Origin of the sequence: Paraglaciecola arctica BSs20135 (assembly GCF_000314995.1) — a bacterium.
Lineage (GTDB): Bacteria > Pseudomonadota > Gammaproteobacteria > Enterobacterales > Alteromonadaceae > Paraglaciecola > Paraglaciecola arctica.
Window position 1 is genome coordinate 87,383 of record NZ_BAEO01000013.1, and the last position, 18,369, is coordinate 105,751.

Consider the following 18,369-nt stretch of genomic DNA (forward strand, 5'->3'; position numbering starts at 1 on the left):
TAAAAACTCTTATTATTCTCGAGACATAATTCTTTTTTGAGTGCTAATGGCCATTAAAATACCAAAACCTGCTAGTAAGGTCACCATAGACGTACCGCCATAACTAACCAAAGGTAAAGGGACGCCAACGACAGGCAAAATACCTGAAACCATGCCCATATTAACAAACACATAAACAAAAAAGGTCAGAGTAATACTACCGGCCAAAATTTTACTAAATGCATCTTGCGCCTTTACAGCGATTAACATGCCGCGAATTACAATAAAGGCATAAATAGACAACAGTCCTACCACGCCCCAAAAACCAAATTCCTCACTAAATACAGCAAAGATAAAATCAGTGTGAGGTTCGGGTAAAAATTCCAGCTGTGACTGAGTGCCTTGTAACCAACCTTTACCTTGTGCACCTCCTGAACCTATGGCAATTTGCGATTGAATAATATGATAACCCGCCCCTAAAGGATCACTTTCAGGATTGAGAAAAGTCAGAACCCTTTGTTTTTGATAATCTTGCATCAAAAACGTCCACATAATAGGGGTGAAAGCTGATATAGCAATAGCAACAAAGGATATAAAGCGCCAGCTCATGCCAGCTAAAAACAGTCCAAAAACGCCTGAACATGCAATCAAAAGTGAGGTGCCTAAATCTGGCTGACGTGCAATCAATAAGGTGGGCACTGCAACCAATGCAAAGCCAACTAATATATGCCAAGTTTTAGGTGGCAAGTTAAATCGGGTAATATACCAGGCCACCATCATAGGCACTGCTAGTTTCATGATTTCAGAAGGCTGAAAGCGAAATGCCCCTAAATCTATCCAGCGCTGAGCCCCTTTACTGGATACACCTATCACTAGGACGGCAATTAACATGGCGATGCCAATAACGTAAAAATAAACGGACAATTTCTGATAAGCCATAGGGGGTATTTGTGCCACAACGAACATCACCCCTAGAGCCAATCCAAGGCGTGTTAGCTGTCTTTGAATTAGCCCAATATCTTGGCCTCCAGCTGAATAAATAGTCACTAAACCTACCGCCATTAACACCAGTAATCCAATCAATAGCGTACTATCACAATGTATTCTCTGTAAAAAAGTGCGACTGTTTGCAGCTAGCTTAGTTCTCATCATTAGAGTTGCACCTCAGCTTGGGTAAGCTCAAGCTCCTCTTGTTCTTGCCCAAGATACTCAATGACTGTATGTTTAGGAAATGTTTGGCCCTTAAAATAATTATCCATCATTTTACGAGCAATAGGTGCCGCTTCAGCGCCGCCGTGTCCTGCATTTTCTAACACTACAGTAACAGCTATTTGAGGTTTGTCGAAAGGGGCGTAACCCACATACATAGCGTTATCGCGGTTTTTCTTGGAGAGCTTTTCAGCATCATATTTTTCGTCTTGACCGATAGTGACTAATTGAGCTGTACCGGTTTTACCTGCCGAGATATAATGAGCCCCTCTAAATGCTTTACGTGCAGAGCCTTTTCGATTTACTGTACCGTACATGGCATCCAATACGATATCCCAATTGTGCTCGTCTTTTATGGCTATGGGACGCCTTTCTTTTATATCCTGTACTACTACTGCATCATTTTGCATATTACCGCGAATAATTTGTGGAATAATTCGTCTACCTTTATTGACCAAAGTAGTAATTGCTTGAGTGAGTTGTATAGGTGTAGCAGTCCAGTAACTTTGTCCTATGCCTATATTGATGGTATCACCGATATACCACGGGCGATTAAACAAGGCTTTGACAATCCCCCTGCTTGGCATAATGCCATCGGCTTCTTCATGTAAATCGATACCTGTATATTCACCAAACCCAAATTCGTTCATATTTTCACTGATCCGATCTATGCCTAATTTATAAGCCATATCATAGAAAAATATATCACAGGACACTTCGATTGCCTTAGTGACGTTCACCTTACCATGGCCCCATGGATTATGATCTCGCCATACACGTTCAACATTTTTTAACTTATATTTTCCATAGTCATTAATCTCGCTTTCAAGTGTGATGACTTTTTCTTCAAGTCCAGCTAATGCTAAAAGCGGTTTAATCGTTGAGGCTGGCGGATATTGACCTTGGGTAGCTCGGTTAAACAAAGGGCGATCTGTGGTCAGTAATTTTTTGTAATTCTTACTGCTGATACCGTGCACAAACAGGTTGGGATCGTAACTAGGACTACTATATAAGGCTAATACACCGCCATCTCGAGGATCGATAGCAACAACAGAGCCTTTTTTTCCATCAAAGGCCTTTTCCGCTTCAAGTTGCAATTTCATATCGATATTTAACACTATATCTTGACCAGGAGCTGGTGGATTGAAGTCTAATATTCGTATTATCCTGCCCTGATTATTTACCTCCACCTCTTGAAATCCTACTTTTCCGTGGAGCTTCTCTTCGTGGTATTTTTCTATGCCTCTTTTACCTATGTCATAAGTGGCTGCATAGTTTGCTTCAAATCCCGCTTCACTGAGTTTCTGTAAATCTTTTTTGTTAATTTTAGCTACGTAACCTAATACATGGGTAAGTGCGCTCCCATAAGGGTAATAGCGAGCGAGTCTTGCTTCGATAGATACCCCAGGATACTTATGTTGTTTAGCAGAAAATAGTGCGACTTCTTTAGATGTTAAACGGTTGACTAAGTTAACCGGCTTGAATCGCCTTGTGCCTTTTAAATCTTTATAAAAGTCACTGACATCTTCTTCGTCAATATCTAACAAGCTGCTTAGTGCCTTGATGGTTAATTCTAGATCTTCAATATCTTCTGGAATAACTTGTAGACTAAAAACAGGACGATTTTCTGCTAACAATATACCATTTCGGTCATAAATTAAGCCACGGTTTGGGGCGACAGGTAATACTTTTATACGGTTACCATTTGCCCGAGTTTGGTAATCTTCGAAGCGACTTATTTGTAAATAATACAAATTTGTCAACACCATGCCTATCATTACAAATACCACTAATAGTCCAATAAAAGTACGCCTTGCAAAAAGGTTTGCTTCTGCTGAATGGTCTTTTATAAGGATACGTGGTGACGGCAAATTTATTCTCTATGGTAGGGATGGTTATTATTGATAGACCAAGCTCGATACAGACTCTCAGCTACAATTACGCGCACTAAAGGGTGTGGTAAGGTAAGACTCGACAACGACCACTTTTGTTCCGCAATTTTTATACATTCGGGGGCTAAGCCTTCTGGCCCACCAATTAATAAACTGACATCGCGGCCATCCATTTGCCAACTTTCCATGGTTTTAGCCAATTTTGGCGTGTCCCAAGGTACACCTGTAACTTCTAAGGTGACCACTCTATTGCCTTTGGGAATGGCAGCTAGTGTTAATTCTCCTTCTTTTTGTAAGATACGTTTGATATCGGCATTTTTGCCACGTTTACCGGCAACTATTTCGGTTAGATGCAAAGGCATATCGGCAGGAAAACGTCTGCAATATTCTGAAAAACCTTGTTCAACCCAAGCGGGCATTTTCATGCCCACTGCGATCATTTGTATGCGCACTGGCTTAACCCCAGAGTTTTTCCAACTGGTAGAAATCTCGGGCTTCGTCTTGCATCACATGTAACACCACGTCACCTAAGTCAACTAACACCCAATCGCCGGTTTCTCGGCCTTCAATACTTAAAGGTGCGGTGCCGGCTTGTTTGGCTTCAACTACCACATTTTCGGCAATTGAAATAACATGACGTTTAGAATTACCTGAACAAATTAACATGGTTTCGGTAACTGAAGATTTTTCTGCAACATCTAAATCAATGATGTCACGGCCTTTTAAGTCTTCGACTTTTTCTATTACAAAGGCTTTTAATTGTTGGTGATCCAAAGGATTTCCTTTTGGTTGAATTTTATACGATTCGAGTTTGACATAGTTTAACAGAAATCAGCACTTGGCTGATAGAGCTTATGTTGTTGAATATATTCTAATATAGTAGCTGGTAAAAAAGACTCAACTGATTGATTTTTCGCTAGTTGTTGCCTGACTTTGCTAGATGACACAGTTAATGTCTGTGTATTGGCCACATAAATGTGTCCAGCGAGACTCTTATGGAGTTCCATAGGATTAAAAATTTGCCTTTTATTTAGTAATGTTTTTAATTTTGAAGAGCCTTCAGCTAGGAGTTTTGAAGAGCCGTCAGAATGATCCTTGAGATTTTTTACTGATCCACCATTTCTGTCACACACCACAAAATGGCAAAGAGAAAATAGTCTTGGCCAATCGTGCCAGGTAAACAAGTTTTGTAATGAGTCGGTTCCGATGAAAAAACACAGCGGGGTGGTGGGCATGGCTTCCCGTAATTCTGTTAATGAGTCGACGCTAAAGGTGGGCTTTCCACGATTGATATCTCTAGAGTCAGGATAAAATAAAGGATGCTCGGCACAAACTAGCTCTACCATCTTAAGCCTATCTTCGCTCGAAGCGGTGGCCGGATTTTTATGGCTTGGTATGTAACAGGGCATCAAGGCGACTTTTTTGATATTGGCCTTTTTCGCCCCCTCCAGTACTGGGTAAATATGCCCATTGTGAATAGGGTCGAAGGTGCCACCAAAAATACCTAAAGGGGGAGCAAGTTGCATGTAATTAAATCCCCCTAATCTAAAATACCATAATCTAAAGGCACGTTATTTAGTGAACATGGAACAAAGAGTAAACATAAATGACATAATTCCACATAAGGACGCACCACTTGCGATTGTTTGATGGCGCTATCAAATTCAGTTAATTTTTGCTGTAGTTCTCGCATATGCTCTAAGGATAAACGTTGTAATGCTGATTGATATAAAGGTTGGCGGCTTTTCCATATACGGTGCTGATTCCAGTTAATGGTTTTACCTTGCTTGCGGTCAAATAATATCGCTTGCAAGGTTTGCCACTCTCGGGTTAATGCCCAAACTATAATATTAGGTTCGACACCCTCGCTTTCTAAGCGATAAAGCATTTTGACTGCTTTTTGAGCGTCTCCGCTGAGTAAAACATCGATTAATTGAAACACAGTGAATCTGGATTGATCAACTACCGCTTGTTCTACCTGTACGTAAGTAGGGTTGCCTTGCGGATAAAGCAGCATTAACTTTTGGATTTCTTGTTTGGCTGCCAGTAAATTGCCTTCACAGTAGTCAACCAATAACTGTGAAACTTGTTGACTTGGCTGCATGCCTGCAAGGCGCATTTGGTTATTTAGCCACTGATATAAGGCATTACCTTCTAATGGATAACAAGGCACATAGACGGCGAATTTGTCCACTGCCTTAAACCATTTGGTGTTTTGAACATCCTTACCGATTTTGCCACCATGTAACACAATCAGCACATCAGGATTAATTTTTTGCGCTAACGCACTTAATACTTTGCTACCTTCAGCGCCAGGTTTTCCTGTGGGTAATTCGAGCTCAATAATTTGCTTACTAGAAAACAGCGACAAGGTTTGAGTTGCTTCGATCAGAGTGTCCCAGCTAAATTGGCCATCTGCCACTAAAGACTGGCGTTCGTCAAAGCCTTGGGTTAATGCTGCGCTTCGAATTAACTCTATACATTCGAGTTTTTGTTGCGGCTCATCACCAAAAATTAAATAAAAAGGCTTTAGCTCTGAGGAGGCTTCAAGATTAAAACGGTTTGGATAAACCTGCATTAGCCACCTGTAGTCTGTTGCCAGTTACTATAAGAGCTGGCAATTTGGCGGATAATGCGATTGGATGCTTCTTGGCGCATTTCGTTTTGGATCAAGTCCAATTCACGAGATTTAGCTAACACCGCATTTGGATCGTCTTGGTATTCCCTTGTGACATCAAACTCTATTTCTTGCGCATCTAGTGCGGGAAATTGGATTTGATATTTTATGGTATATACTAATTCGTATTCTGCTACTTGCCCAGTTGAAAATAGTGATAACAAACGTCTTTCAAGCTTGTCAGATGTTAAATAAACAACGACAGCGATTTGTTGCTCAGCTCGATTAACACTGGCTGTGTTATCCAAGACTTCTATGTTAAATCCTTGTAGCTGTTTCCACAAAATTCGATATAGCGGGGTGTTTTTTTGCGCCGCCAATAATTGCAGTTGCCCAATATCTGCAGGCAGTCCGTAATCGCCGCGTAACTTAAAGCCGCATCCCACTATCGTGAAAATGATAGTGAGAATACAGACTTTTAGGCGTAAGCGTTTTAGCACCTTAATTCGCCACTATGTTGAGCAATCTACCCGGTATATAGATGACTTTTCGAATAGTTTTGCCATCTGTATGTTGCTGCACATTTTGTTCTGCTAAACCCATAGACTCAACTTGCTCTTGTGTGGCATCAGCAGCGACAGTAATTTTAGATCTAACTTTGCCATTCACTTGTACCACTATTAGCTTTTCGTCTTCAATCATGGCGTCAGCTTCAGCCAAAGGCCATGGTGCAGTTTCGACAGGATTTTTATGGCCTAAGTCTTTCCACATTACATGACAAATATGTGGTGCGATAGGCGTTAATAACAAGACTATTGAATCTATGCCCTCGCGTAATACGGCTAAATCTTGTGCCGAAGTATTAGCTGCTTTTTGCAAATGATTAAGCAATTCCATGGTGGCAGCAACAGCCGTATTAAATGTTTGGCGACGACCAATATCATCACTGACTTTTTCAATGGTTTTATGCACTAAACGTCTGAGGTTTTTTTGCTCGCCAGATAAATTCGCTTTATCTAGAGGGGCTATTTCTCCAGCTTCTAAGTGATCTTGTACTAAGTTCCAAAGGCGTTTTACAAACCTGTGTGCACCTTCAACCCCAGAATCAATCCATTCCAGTGTTTGTTCAGGTGGTGCTGCAAACATAGTAAACACGCGAATGGTATCAGCACCGTATAGATCAATCACTTGCTGTGGATCGATACCATTATTTTTCGACTTGGACATTTTAATCATGCCATGATGGATCACTTCCTTACCATCAGACTCAAGTATAGATTTGATGATCCTACCTTTATCATCTTTTTCACTGATAACATCAGCAGGTGAATACCATTCTTTTTTGCCTGCCGCATCTTCACGATAAAACGAATCAGCCAACACCATACCCTGACATAACAAACGCTTGTAAGGCTCATCTGATTGTACCAATCCTTCGTCACGCATTAATTTGTGAAAAAATCGTGAGTACAATAAATGCAAGATAGCGTGTTCGATCCCACCTACATATTGATCAACAGGTAACCAATAGTTTGCCTGCTCTGGGTCCAACATAGTTTGATCGTTTTGCGCACTGCAAAAACGAGCGTAATACCATGATGATTCCATAAAGGTATCAAAAGTATCGGTTTCTCTTAAAGCGGGTTGCCCTTTATATTCGGTTTTTGCCCATTCAGGGTCGGCTTTGATGGGAGAAATTACCCCGTTCATATGCACATCTTCTGGCAATACAACTGGTAATTGGTCGGTAGGTACGGGTACTGACTCGCCATTTTCTAAATTCAACATTGGGATAGGGCTGCCCCAATAGCGTTGTCGTGAAACGCCCCAATCCCTTAAACGATAATTGATTTTCTTTTGACCTTTACCTTGCTCGATAAGCGCTTGGGCAATTTTATCAAAGGCTTGTTCTGAGGTCAGGCCATCAAATTCACCAGAGTTAACCAATAGGCCTTTTTCGGTAAACGCCCCTTGGCTTAAATCGCACTCAAGGGTATTTTGCGCATCGCCTTGGATCACTTGTTTTATTTCAAGTTTGTATTTAGTGGCAAATTCCCAATCTCGTTGGTCGTGTCCTGGTACGGCCATCACTGCGCCTGATCCATAACCCATCAATACAAAGTTGGCGACCCAAACAGGTACTTTGTCGCCAGTCAAAGGATGAATGGCGAAATATCCAGTAGCGCAGCCTTTCTTTTCCATGGTGGCCATGTCAGCTTCGGCCACTTTTGTGGTTTTGCATTCTTCAATAAATGTCGCTAAATCATTATTCGTTTTGGCGGCTTCTAGAGCAATAGGATGTTGCGCTGCAACGGCAACATAAGTCACACCTAATAAAGTATCAGGGCGAGTGGTATACACATCAAAATTTGTGAGTTCAGCCACTGTTTGTTCAAGTGCGAAAGTTATTTCTACGCCTTCTGAACGGCCAATCCAGTTTTTTTGCATAGCGCGAACTTGTTCTGGCCATTCTTCTAATTGTTCTAAATCATCGAGCAATTCTTCCGCATAGTCTGTGATTTTAACAAACCACTGAGGTATCTCTTTTTGTTCCACTAAGGCACCCGAACGCCAGCCGCGTCCGTCAATCACTTGCTCGTTAGCTAGAACCGTATGATCTACGGGATCCCAATTAACTGTAGAATTTTTTTTGTAGACTAAGCCTTTTTCGAATAAGCGGGTAAAAAACCATTGTTCCCAGCGGTAATAATCCTTTTTACAGGTGGCGATTTCGCGATCCCAGTCGTAACCAAATCCCAAGGTTTTTAATTGGGTTTTCATATACTCAATATTTGAGTAAGTCCATTTGGCTGGCGCAGTATTATTGTTAATCGCCGCATTTTCTGCCGGTAATCCAAAAGCATCCCAACCCATAGGTTGTAATACGTTTTTCCCCAACATTCTTTGATGACGGCTGATCACATCACCAATAGTATAATTGCGAACATGCCCCATGTGTAAACGACCACTTGGATAAGGAAACATAGAAAGGCAATAGAATTTTTCTTTATCAGCGTCTTCAGTTGCTTTAAAAGTCTGCTGAGTTTCCCAGTAGGCTTGAACCTCTTTTTCGATTTCTTGAGGTTGGTACTGTTTTTCGGCCATTAAAAAAGATTTCCGTGACTAGAGGGATAAGGTCAAAACGACCCTAAACAATGATATAAAATTTAGCTTGTTAGAATACCTTAGCGTATCCCATGCTAACAATAGTAAATACGTGATTTATCGAGCTTATTCTGAAGTTTTTAGGAGTATTCACTGTTTTATGACTAAATGGCTAATTTTTAACCTGTTAAAGGTTCGCTATTGGTTTAGCCATAATTTCTGTGATTTGTATTAAAAGTAGACACTTTTCCAGATTATTTTCGTATCCGTTTGACAGCCTGCTGATTACGGGTTTCACTAATTGGTATATTCCTCATTTGTCGTAATTAAGCCTTCTAACATGCAAAGCAAATATGCCTTACATCTGCAGCAACTGACTGCAAAACCCAGTAGACGTTTGATTAATCAAGCGCTAAAAGATCAGGATGCGTTAAATTCCACTTTTATCGGTCAGGATAGGGCGCGTGACGCTTTGTCTTTTGGTTTAGGTATAGACGCGCGAGGATACAATCTTTATGTGATGGGCGAACAAGCCACTGGGCGTTTTACCTTAGTACATGAATTTATTGATAAATATGTGAGTAAAACCGTCACACCTGATGATTGGTGTTATATCAATAATTTTGAAGATGAACGTGAACCTTTTTCTTTAAGGTTGAAGGCTGGAGAAAGTAAAAATCTCAGCAAAGACCTCGAAAATTTGGTGGATGAATTATTAGATACTTTTCCTGCAGCATTCGATAATCCTGGTTATCAGCGAAAAAAAGCGGCGATCACCCGTGAATTTGATCAAGGGTATGACAAAGCCATTGATGAAGTTGAAAAACTCGCACAACAACAAAGTGTGGCTTTGAATGAAGACGGTGGCACTATTACTTTTTCGCCGATTGTGGATGGAAACCTTGTTAGCGATGAAGACTTTGCAAAAGTATCAGATCAAGAGCGGCAACATTATTATCAATTAATTGATGATCTAGAAAAAAAATTAAGCGAAGCGTTAATTGAGTTACCTAAATGGAAACGAGCCACGGCTGAAAAACTAAGATCATTAAAAAAGGAAACGGCAGAGCAGGGCATTAAGCCTCTACTAAAAGATTTAGAGCACAAATATTCATCTGACTTGGCTATCTTAAAATTTCTACGTCAGCTTAAGCCACATTTAGTTGAAACTGTGGTTGAAGTATTAGCTGACGATAAAAAAGATGAAAAACACGACGAATACGATAAACGTTCTATTTTAGAAGAACAGTATTTACCGAATATTATAGTGTCACATGAATTAAACAGCGGCTCTCCGGTGGTCTATGAGCCTAACCCAACCCATCAAAATTTGTTTGGTCGGGTTGAATATACCAATATTCAAGGGTCGGTTTTTACTAATTATCGGATGATCAGGCCAGGTGCAATGCATCGGGCAAATGGTGGCTATTTACTGCTAGATGTAGACAAACTCATTGAACAACCTTTTGCCTGGGAAACCCTTAAATTAGTATTGAAATTTGGTTCCTTGAAAATGGATTTGCCACAGCATGAAGTAGGCATGGTGAATTCTATTACCCTTAATCCACAGCAAATACCTATAGATGTCAAAGTGATATTGTTGGGCTCCCGCGACCTTTATTACACCTTGCAAGATTACGACGATGAATTTTATGAGTTGTTTAGGGTGTTAGTGGATTTTGACCACGAGATCCCCTTAGATAAAAAAACCTTATTTGATTTTGTTGGGCGCGTCAGAATTCAAGTAAAAGAGTTGGGTTTACACAGTATTTCGGCAAAAGCCATGTATCGATTAGTAGAATACAGTTTGCGTCTTGCAGAACATCAACAACGTTTATCTGCGCGTTTTTCAGACGTGATTGAGTTACTCCATGAGGCCGAATATTTTTGTAGACAAAAGCATTCTCAAGAACTCGATGTGACTCATCTTGAGTCTGCATTGGCGGCAAAAACCCATCGCACGGGGCGAGTTAGTGAAGCCGTTTTAGATGATATTAAACAAGGCCAAATTCTGATTGCCACCCAAGGTATAGACGTAGGTAAAGTGAATGGCCTAACGGTCCTAGAAATCGGCGATAGTATGTTTGGCACACCAGCGCGCATCACCTCAACAGTATATGCAGGCGCCAATGGTGTAGTAGATATTGAGCGGGAGGTCGAACTCGGTCAACCTAGTCATTCTAAAGGTGTGATGTTATTAACTGGGTATTTAGGACACAAATATGCGCAGTTATTTCCGTTAACCTTATCAGCTAATATTGCTATCGAGCAGTCTTATGGACACATAGACGGAGATAGTGCGTCATTGGCAGAATTGGTCGCGCTAATTTCAGCACTTACCAAAATGCCTGTTCGTCAAGACTTAGCGATTACCGGTTCAATCAATCAATATGGCCAAGTGCAGTCTGTAGGTGGTGTGAATGAAAAAATTGAGGGTTTCTTTAAACTTTGCCAACATCGTGGGTTAACGGGCACTCAAGGGGTGATTATTCCGAAATCTAATCAAGTAAATCTTATGCTTGATAAAGAAGTGTTAGCAGCGGTAAAAGCGCAAAAATTCCATATATGTGTGGTTGAAACTGTTGATGATGCGCTGACGTTGTTGATGGACAAAGAGGCGGGTGTACATAATACCAAAGGCCGATATCCAAAAGGTTCGGTTAATTATATGGCGGTTTCAAGCTTGCTGAATATTGCCAATATAGTAGCCGGTGCAGATGATGAGTAAGTTCATATATACCCTTAATAACTCTAAATGCGTGGTTCAGATAGGGGATAAAAAAAGCAAAAGGTTATTCACCACAGAGAACACAGAGCGCTGCGCTACACAGAGGAAGGAAATTAAGATGAATTGTTATAAATAGGGGGAACACTGATGAGTTTCGGTTTTAACCTGTAACTTGTTTGATGTTTTTCTCTGTGTACTTTGTGCCCTCTGTGGTTCAAACGCTTTACTTTTAGCCTTTTGCTTTTTATTTTTTATATACCCAATACCTTGAGTTTAAATTCTCAACAGTGAAGCATTATTCTGTTAGGATCTTGCCATTATTTTTTACTTTATAAGATCATATTATGAAAATTTCAAAAGGCACAGTTGTACAATTCCATTATCGAATCAAAGATTTAGACGGCAAAGAGTTAGAATCTAATTTTAATGATCAAGCCGTTGCTTATCTCCATGGTTATAACAATATGATGCCAGGTATCGAAAAATCTTTAGAGTCTATGTCAAAGGGAGACTTGCTTGAAGCTGAATTGGAAGCCGCAGAAACCTACGGTGAAATCCAGCCAGACAGTGAACAGCGTATCCCTGTAAAACATTTACTCAGTGCTGAGAAAAAACCTAAATGGAAAGCGGGAATGACAGCTGTAGTTAATTCAGAGCAAGGTCAGCGTGAAGTGACAATTCTTAAAGTAGGCAAATTTATGGTAACCATAGATACTAACCATCCTTTAGCGGGTAAAACCTTACAATTTGAATTTCAAGTTGATGATGTACGTGCAGCAACCGATGAAGAAATTGAGCATGGTCATGCCCATGGTGCTGGTGGACATCACCACTAGAATACAAACTTAAATTATCAAAGGATAATGGGGAAAAAATGGCTGGTATTAGATATCAAAATTAGAGATTTCTTTTTGGTATTGCACCACGCGGTTACGCCCCATATCTTTTGATTGATATAATGCGAAATCAGCACCTGCGAATAGTTTTTCGAAATTGTATTCGCAATTACTGGAATCAGCAATACCAAAGCTAGCGGTAACATCTAAGTCATGACCTGAATACGTGAAATCTGCGAGTTCAATGGCCTTGCGACACTTTTCTGCTATAAATGACGCCAAGTGGTTAGCACAACCGGGTAATAAAATACCAAATTCTTCACCGCCTAAACGGCCTAAAATATCGTTTTTTCGACACGCCAATTTCACAGCATCTACTGCAATTTTTAATGCCACATCACCTGCTTTATGGCCATAGCTATCGTTAATACGTTTAAAATAATCTAGGTCAAACATTATAAAACTAACCGCTTGGTCAGTGCGTTTGCAATACTTAATAGCGGTATTGGCTTGTTGGGTAAAATAATGACGGTTTGCAATTCCTGTTAGCTCATCTGTTTGCGCGTAGTGTTGCATTCTTAGGTAGTTGCGGCGATTTTTATAAGTCCATAAAACAAACACTATTAAAACTATGCTTAATAGTGCTAAGGCTAAACGTTTATTTTGGGCGGCAGTACTGTCTAATAAGGCTTGGGTTTTTAGTAGCGCATTTTCTTTATCAAGAAGGGCAATCTTCACGGATTTTTCTGCATCATCAAATTCGGCTTTTTGTAAAGCCAGCAATTTTGCATTTTCTTGGTCTAGATTTAACTGTTTAGCATTAGAATACGCTTGGTAATAATACAATGCTTGCTCAAAGTTTTTTGCCTGTTTAGTGACTTCTGACATGACTTTATATGCCGCTGTGATACTGGGGTCATACTGGTGTTGTTGTTGTGTATCTAGTACTATTTTCGCGTATTTTTCAGCATGCAGATAATCCTTTTTTGCTAAATAAGCGGTTGCCATAAGTTCATAAAAACTAGCGATTAGAGCTTGATACCCAGTCGTCTTTACATAATCTAGATTATTGTTTAAGACCTCAAGGGCTTCTGAAGGTTGCTTAATAATTAAATAGTATTTAGCAAAATAAGCATTAACAATATTATCTAGCATTGGGTCTTTGATAGCTTGGCATAATGATTGTACGTGATAAAAATCACCTGGACTAATTTGTTCTGGAGTGGTTTCCATATGACTGTTTAACAAATTTGTTTCAATGAGACAGCGGACCTTGGTATTCGTCGCTTTAGATATTAATTCTACTCCCAGCTTTTTAGCATGTTGGTATTCGCCAATCTGGTTATAGAAGTCAAATATTTTAAATTCCGCTTGTTCACGTATTGTGGAGTCAAGTTGAGAGGCCAAAGATAATTCTTGCTGCAGAGATTTTGTTGTATGTATGGCGTTAGGCCACTCATTGATTGTTATGTAAAATGTAATGAGCTGAGTCAGTGCTCTTATTTTTATTGAAATTTCTGGTGCTTCTTCAAGCAACTGTAAAGTCGATTTTTTGGCTTTATTCGGCTTACCAAAAGTAAAAAAATTGTTGGCAATTATAAGGCTATATAGATCTTTCTGTTCTTTGGATAATTGTGTTTTATCTATACTTTCAAGTAAATCATTTGATTGTTTTGGGGCGGACGTCTTTAAATTATCTGCTTGTTTGAGTATATGATCATAGTCTATGTCTCCATAAGCCGCAGAAGCATAGACACAGATTAGCAAGACCAATAACTTAAACATTTAATTTATGACTTGTTTTTTGATTTTTATAGTCTAAAAATCACGATTCCTTCTCGTCATTTTTTTCATCATCTTGGTTTTGCTCTGGAATTTCTTCTTCGTCAGGAGGAGTTTGACTCTGAATGGCGTTAAATGGTTTTGTGTCACTTAACGTTTGCTGTATACCCAACTTATCTTCTTCATTTAGATGGGATGGGTTGAATGAGGCATTGGCGCCTAGCTTTTCTAAAATTTGTATAGCTGTCATAGATAGTTCCTATTTTTAATATTTAGTAAATTTGGCGTTTATTGAAATTTTTTATCTAACTCTGCAAGTCTATCTAATATTTGTTGGTTTTTATGCATTTTTTTACTAGGAGGTATAACCATCGTGGTGATCAATGATATATCAGCATGAGTAAAGTCACTTAGTGGTATCCAATCTATGCGGGCTTCATCAATAGCCAAAGTTGGGCATTCGTATAATGCCACTTTATGATCTAAAGGATAATGTTCGGTTAGCAGTTCAATCAAAAGTTGTCTGTATGCCGGGCCGGTACTGAAACGTTTGACGGTTTTATCGCCGGCAATGGCTACTTGCCATAAAATCAAATAAGCACTGGGATCAATATTACGTTGATAAAACATAAATTGACTGGCTTCAAAATTTTGACAACCATAGGTACCAGGGTCAATACCTAAATGCGCATATAAACAATCTTCAGCTGAAATACCAGGCTCCATGTGAGCCGCATAACCTTCTGCCTTTGCCTCTTCGATCACTTTATGCGGTGCCCAAGCAAATACGCCTGTATGACCATAAAATGCGCCCACTACCTTTTTACCTGCGCGTACTTCGCTCATCATAGCCGCAACCATTTCACGATAAGTAATACGTCTGTCTTTACCTTCACCATAAAATTGTTGCATAGAGCGAACATCAGAATTCATCTCCTGTAACCAAAGTTCGATCATGGGATGGCAAGCAGCAAATACCACATCAGCCTGTTCAATGTGGCTTCGACAGATGGGCGACATGTGTGCGCCAAGTGTCATGCCAGTACTCACACAAACAATACTGCCTGTTTTATTTATTTCGCTCATATAATTACTTATCGGTTGCGCAAAAGATTAACGTTTTGGTAGCTCTATCTTTTTTTCATCGCTTTGTTTAAATAAAACTAAAATGTGTCCAATCGATTGTAATTTAATTGCACCTGTCTCTCTAATGATGGCATCCATAATCAGAGCTTTTTCTTCTTTATCGTCAGTTGGGATTTTAACTTTGATTAATTCGTGGTGTTTAATAGCGCCGTCTATTTCAGCTAAAACGCCTTCTGTTAGGCCGTTATTGCCTAATTGCACTACTGGTTTAATAGAATGGGCTAGGCCCTTAAGATGTTGCTTTTGTTTGTTTGATAAAGTCATTGATTAATTTTTCTTACAAATTTATTAAAGATGGATGGTTGAAAAGAGCTATTCTAGCGCCATCTCCCATTTATTCCTAATTTGAATACAGTGTTTTTGACAGTTCGATGAGCAAAAATAAACAATCTGTTAGTAGCCAGCGTTGGTTAAAAGAACATTTTGACGATAAATTTGTGCAAAAAGCGCAAAAACAAGGTCTGAGATCTAGAGCTGGATTTAAGATAGAAGAAATTCAACAGAAAGATGGTTTGATTAAACCTTCTATGACAGTGGTTGATTTAGGTGCTGCGCCCGGTGGGTGGTCTCAATACGTGGCCAAAGTAGTGGGGGACGATGGTTTAGTTATAGCTTGTGACATTTTAGCTATGGATCCGTTAGCAGGAGTATCATTTCTTCAAGGTGATTTTCGTGAAGAAAATGTTTTAAACGAATTATTGAACAAAATCGGCGGCAAGAACGTAGACGTTGTGATGTCTGATATGGCGCCCAATATGAGTGGTAACGATGCGATAGACCAAGCTAAGTCAATGTATTTAAGTGAATTAGCTTTAGACATGTGTCACCAAGTTTTGAAGAGAAATGGCAGTTTTGTAATCAAAGTATTTATGGGTGAAGGGTTTGAGGCGTTTATGAAAGAGTTACAAACTGCTTTTAAAACAGTCAAAACTCGTAAGCCTGAATCATCCCGAGCGCGCTCTAGAGAGGTTTATCTGGTAGCGACAGGGTACAAATTATAGTAGTCTCGACGTTAACGAGTAATAAGGCGCGAGACGCAATTCATAGAGTCACACTGACTCTAGCAACAACAGAGGTTTAACAACTTGAGCGACATGGCAAAAAATTTAATCTTATGGCTGGTTATCGCCGTCGTACTGATGTCGGTTTTCCAAAATTTTTCAGGCAATGAATCTAAATCAACCAATACTGATTACACGTTGTTTTTGCGTGATGTGAGTAATGGTGTGGTTAGTAGTGCCACTATCGACAGAAATAGCGGGCAGATAAATGGTGTAAAACGTAATGGTGAGTCATTTACTACTATTATTCCTTACACAGATCTTGCTTTGATGGATGAGTTGATTGAAAACAATGTAGCGGTATTTGGTAAAGAGCCAGAAGAGTCGTCTCTTTTAACCTCGATATTTATATCCTGGTTCCCAATGCTACTGCTGATTGGTGTTTGGATATTTTTTATGCGCCAAATGCAAGGTGGCGGCGGTGGTAAAGGAGCCATGTCTTTTGGCAAAAGCAAAGCACGGCTGTTAGGTGAAGATCAAATTAAAACTACTTTTGCCGATGTGGCAGGTTGTGATGAAGCTAAAGAAGATGTATCTGAGTTAGTGGATTTTCTTCGCGACCCAGGTAAATTTCAAAAGTTAGGCGGTCGAATTCCTACTGGCATACTGATGGTAGGTCCTCCAGGAACGGGTAAAACTTTGTTGGCTAAAGCAATTGCTGGCGAAGCAAAGGTACCTTTCTTTACAATCTCTGGATCTGACTTTGTAGAAATGTTTGTTGGTGTTGGGGCTTCTCGTGTTCGTGACATGTTCGAACAGGCTAAGAAGTCCGCTCCTTGTATCATTTTTATCGATGAAATTGATGCTGTTGGCCGTCAACGTGGTGCCGGTGTTGGTGGTGGTCACGATGAAAGAGAACAAACCCTTAACCAGATGTTAGTTGAGATGGATGGCTTTGAAGGTAATGAAGGTATTATTGTTATCGCTGCAACTAACCGTCCTGATGTACTGGATCCTGCGTTATTACGCCCTGGTCGTTTTGACCGTCAAGTAACAGTTGGTTTACCTGATATTCGTGGCCGCGAACAAATCCTTAAAGTACATATGCGTAAAGTACCATTAGGCGACAATGTCGAAGCAAGCCTGATTGCACGTGGAACTCCAGGGTTTTCTGGTGCTGATTTGGCTAACTTAGTCAACGAAGCTGCATTGTTTGCCGCTCGTACAGGCAAAAAAGTAGTGGCCATGGATGAGTTTGACAAAGCCAAAGATAAAATCATGATGGGTTCTGAACGCAAAGGCATGGTGATGTCTGAGGAAGAAAAAACCAATACTGCTTATCATGAAGCAGGTCACGCGATTGTTGGCCGTATGGTGCCTGAGCATGACCCAGTATATAAAGTATCGATTATCCCTCGCGGCAGAGCGTTAGGGGTAACCATGTATCTGCCTGAACAAGACAGATATAGCCACAGTAAACAGCATCTTGAAAGTATGATTTCTAGTCTGTTTGGCGGACGTATCGCCGAAGCTATGACTTTGGGTGAAGATGGCGTAACTACGGGCGCATCAAATGATATTGAACGGGCTACCGACATTGCTCGTAAAATGGTTACCCAGTGGGGCTTATCTTCAAAAATGGGACCTATGTTATATGCTGAAGAAGAAGGCGAAGTATTCCTAGGGCGCAGTATGTCTAAATCTAAGAATATGTCTGACGATACAGCCCGTGCAATAGATGCAGAAATTAAATCTATTATTGATCGCAATTACGAACGTGCAGAAAAAATTCTGACAGAAAACCGTGATGTTTTGGAAACAATGAAAGATTGTTTAATGAAATACGAAACCATTGACGCCAAACAAATTGACGATCTAATGGCAAGAATTGAACCAAGACCCCCAGCAGATTGGGAACGTGATAACAAAGATGACAGTAGCGGCAAACCTTCGGGCGGTGCACCTGTGACCGAAGCCGATAAAAAAGATGATAAGCCAGTGAAGCCTAATGTAGGCACGCCTGGTGACGCTACCAGCTAAACTTACTGGATGCGATTAAAACGCTTTGTTGATG

16 protein-coding genes are annotated in these 18,369 nt (G+C 40.1%); 4 read left to right on the plus strand and 12 right to left on the minus strand.

All coding sequences use genetic code 11. The features are described from left to right. Positions 1–12 precede the first annotated feature (12 nt). Genes rodA through leuS form a run of 8 tightly spaced genes read right to left on the minus strand, consistent with a single transcriptional unit; the run spans position 13 to position 8,802 of the window. Positions 13–1,131 (minus strand): rod shape-determining protein RodA, encoded by a 1,119-nt coding sequence (rodA, locus tag GARC_RS05285; RefSeq protein ID WP_007617531.1) that lies wholly within the window; start codon positions 1,129–1,131, stop codon positions 13–15. After that, entirely contained in the window at positions 1,131–3,059 is a 1,929-nt protein-coding gene (mrdA, locus tag GARC_RS05290) for a penicillin-binding protein 2 (RefSeq protein WP_039988821.1), read from the minus strand. Before mrdA ends, rodA begins: the two co-directional genes overlap by 1 nt. 2 nt (positions 3,060–3,061) lie before the next feature. Then, the gene (gene rlmH, locus GARC_RS05295; RefSeq protein ID WP_039988822.1) at positions 3,062–3,532 is read right to left on the minus strand and encodes a 23S rRNA (pseudouridine(1915)-N(3))-methyltransferase RlmH; all 471 of its coding nucleotides are present in this window, start codon (positions 3,530–3,532) and stop codon (positions 3,062–3,064) included. A 4-nt stretch (positions 3,533–3,536) separates the two neighbouring features. Continuing rightward, on the minus strand, positions 3,537–3,854 hold the full coding sequence (rsfS, locus tag GARC_RS05300; protein ID WP_007617537.1) for a ribosome silencing factor: 318 nt from the start codon (positions 3,852–3,854) through the stop codon (positions 3,537–3,539). 47 nt (positions 3,855–3,901) lie between these two features. After that, on the minus strand, positions 3,902–4,606 hold the full coding sequence (gene nadD / locus GARC_RS05305; protein WP_007617546.1) for a nicotinate-nucleotide adenylyltransferase: 705 nt from the start codon (positions 4,604–4,606) through the stop codon (positions 3,902–3,904). A gap of 14 nt (positions 4,607–4,620) precedes the next feature. Further along, the gene (gene holA, locus GARC_RS05310; RefSeq protein WP_007617548.1) at positions 4,621–5,658 is read right to left on the minus strand and encodes a DNA polymerase III subunit delta; all 1,038 of its coding nucleotides are present in this window, start codon (positions 5,656–5,658) and stop codon (positions 4,621–4,623) included. Beyond that, on the minus strand, positions 5,658–6,197 hold the full coding sequence (locus GARC_RS05315; protein ID WP_007617550.1) for an LPS-assembly lipoprotein LptE: 540 nt from the start codon (positions 6,195–6,197) through the stop codon (positions 5,658–5,660). The genes holA and GARC_RS05315 overlap by 1 nt, the downstream gene beginning before the upstream one ends. 1 nt (position 6,198) lies before the next feature. Further along, a complete protein-coding gene (leuS, locus tag GARC_RS05320; protein WP_007617553.1) occupies positions 6,199–8,802 on the minus strand; it encodes a leucine--tRNA ligase in 2,604 nt (867 codons plus the stop codon). 340 nt (positions 8,803–9,142) lie between these two features. On the opposite strand from leuS, the gene GARC_RS05325 reads away from it, so the two are divergent. Together GARC_RS05325 and GARC_RS05330 are read left to right on the plus strand one after the other, a co-directional pair. Further along, positions 9,143–11,530 carry a Lon protease family protein gene (locus GARC_RS05325; protein ID WP_007617554.1) on the plus strand — a complete coding sequence of 796 codons (2,388 nt, stop codon included), beginning with the start codon at positions 9,143–9,145 and terminating at the stop codon, positions 11,528–11,530. A gap of 344 nt (positions 11,531–11,874) precedes the next feature. Then, positions 11,875–12,366, plus strand: coding sequence for an FKBP-type peptidyl-prolyl cis-trans isomerase (locus tag GARC_RS05330; protein ID WP_007617556.1), 492 nt, complete (start codon positions 11,875–11,877; stop codon positions 12,364–12,366). A gap of 48 nt (positions 12,367–12,414) precedes the next feature. On the opposite strand, the gene GARC_RS05335 is transcribed toward GARC_RS05330, so the two are convergent. The 4 genes from GARC_RS05335 to yhbY are packed head-to-tail and all read right to left on the minus strand — an operon-like array spanning position 12,415 to position 15,558. After that, positions 12,415–14,151 carry a tetratricopeptide repeat-containing diguanylate cyclase gene (locus tag GARC_RS05335; RefSeq protein ID WP_007617558.1) on the minus strand — a complete coding sequence of 579 codons (1,737 nt, stop codon included), beginning with the start codon at positions 14,149–14,151 and terminating at the stop codon, positions 12,415–12,417. A 40-nt stretch (positions 14,152–14,191) separates the two neighbouring features. Then, positions 14,192–14,398 carry a hypothetical protein gene (locus tag GARC_RS05340; RefSeq protein WP_007617560.1) on the minus strand — a complete coding sequence of 69 codons (207 nt, stop codon included), beginning with the start codon at positions 14,396–14,398 and terminating at the stop codon, positions 14,192–14,194. 38 nt (positions 14,399–14,436) lie between these two features. Then, positions 14,437–15,234 (minus strand): SAM-dependent methyltransferase, encoded by a 798-nt coding sequence (locus GARC_RS05345; protein ID WP_007617562.1) that lies wholly within the window; start codon positions 15,232–15,234, stop codon positions 14,437–14,439. Between the two features lie 27 nt (positions 15,235–15,261). After that, entirely contained in the window at positions 15,262–15,558 is a 297-nt protein-coding gene (gene yhbY, locus GARC_RS05350) for a ribosome assembly RNA-binding protein YhbY (protein WP_007617563.1), read from the minus strand. Between the two features lie 107 nt (positions 15,559–15,665). Between yhbY and rlmE the strand changes: the two genes are divergently transcribed. Continuing rightward, complete coding sequence (gene rlmE, locus GARC_RS05355) at positions 15,666–16,295, plus strand: 23S rRNA (uridine(2552)-2'-O)-methyltransferase RlmE (RefSeq protein WP_007617565.1); 630 nt, start codon at positions 15,666–15,668, stop codon at positions 16,293–16,295. An 84-nt stretch (positions 16,296–16,379) separates the two neighbouring features. Next, positions 16,380–18,335, plus strand: a complete 1,956-nt coding sequence (ftsH, locus tag GARC_RS05360; RefSeq protein ID WP_007617566.1) for an ATP-dependent zinc metalloprotease FtsH — start codon at positions 16,380–16,382, stop codon at positions 18,333–18,335. Positions 18,336–18,369 lie beyond the last annotated feature (34 nt).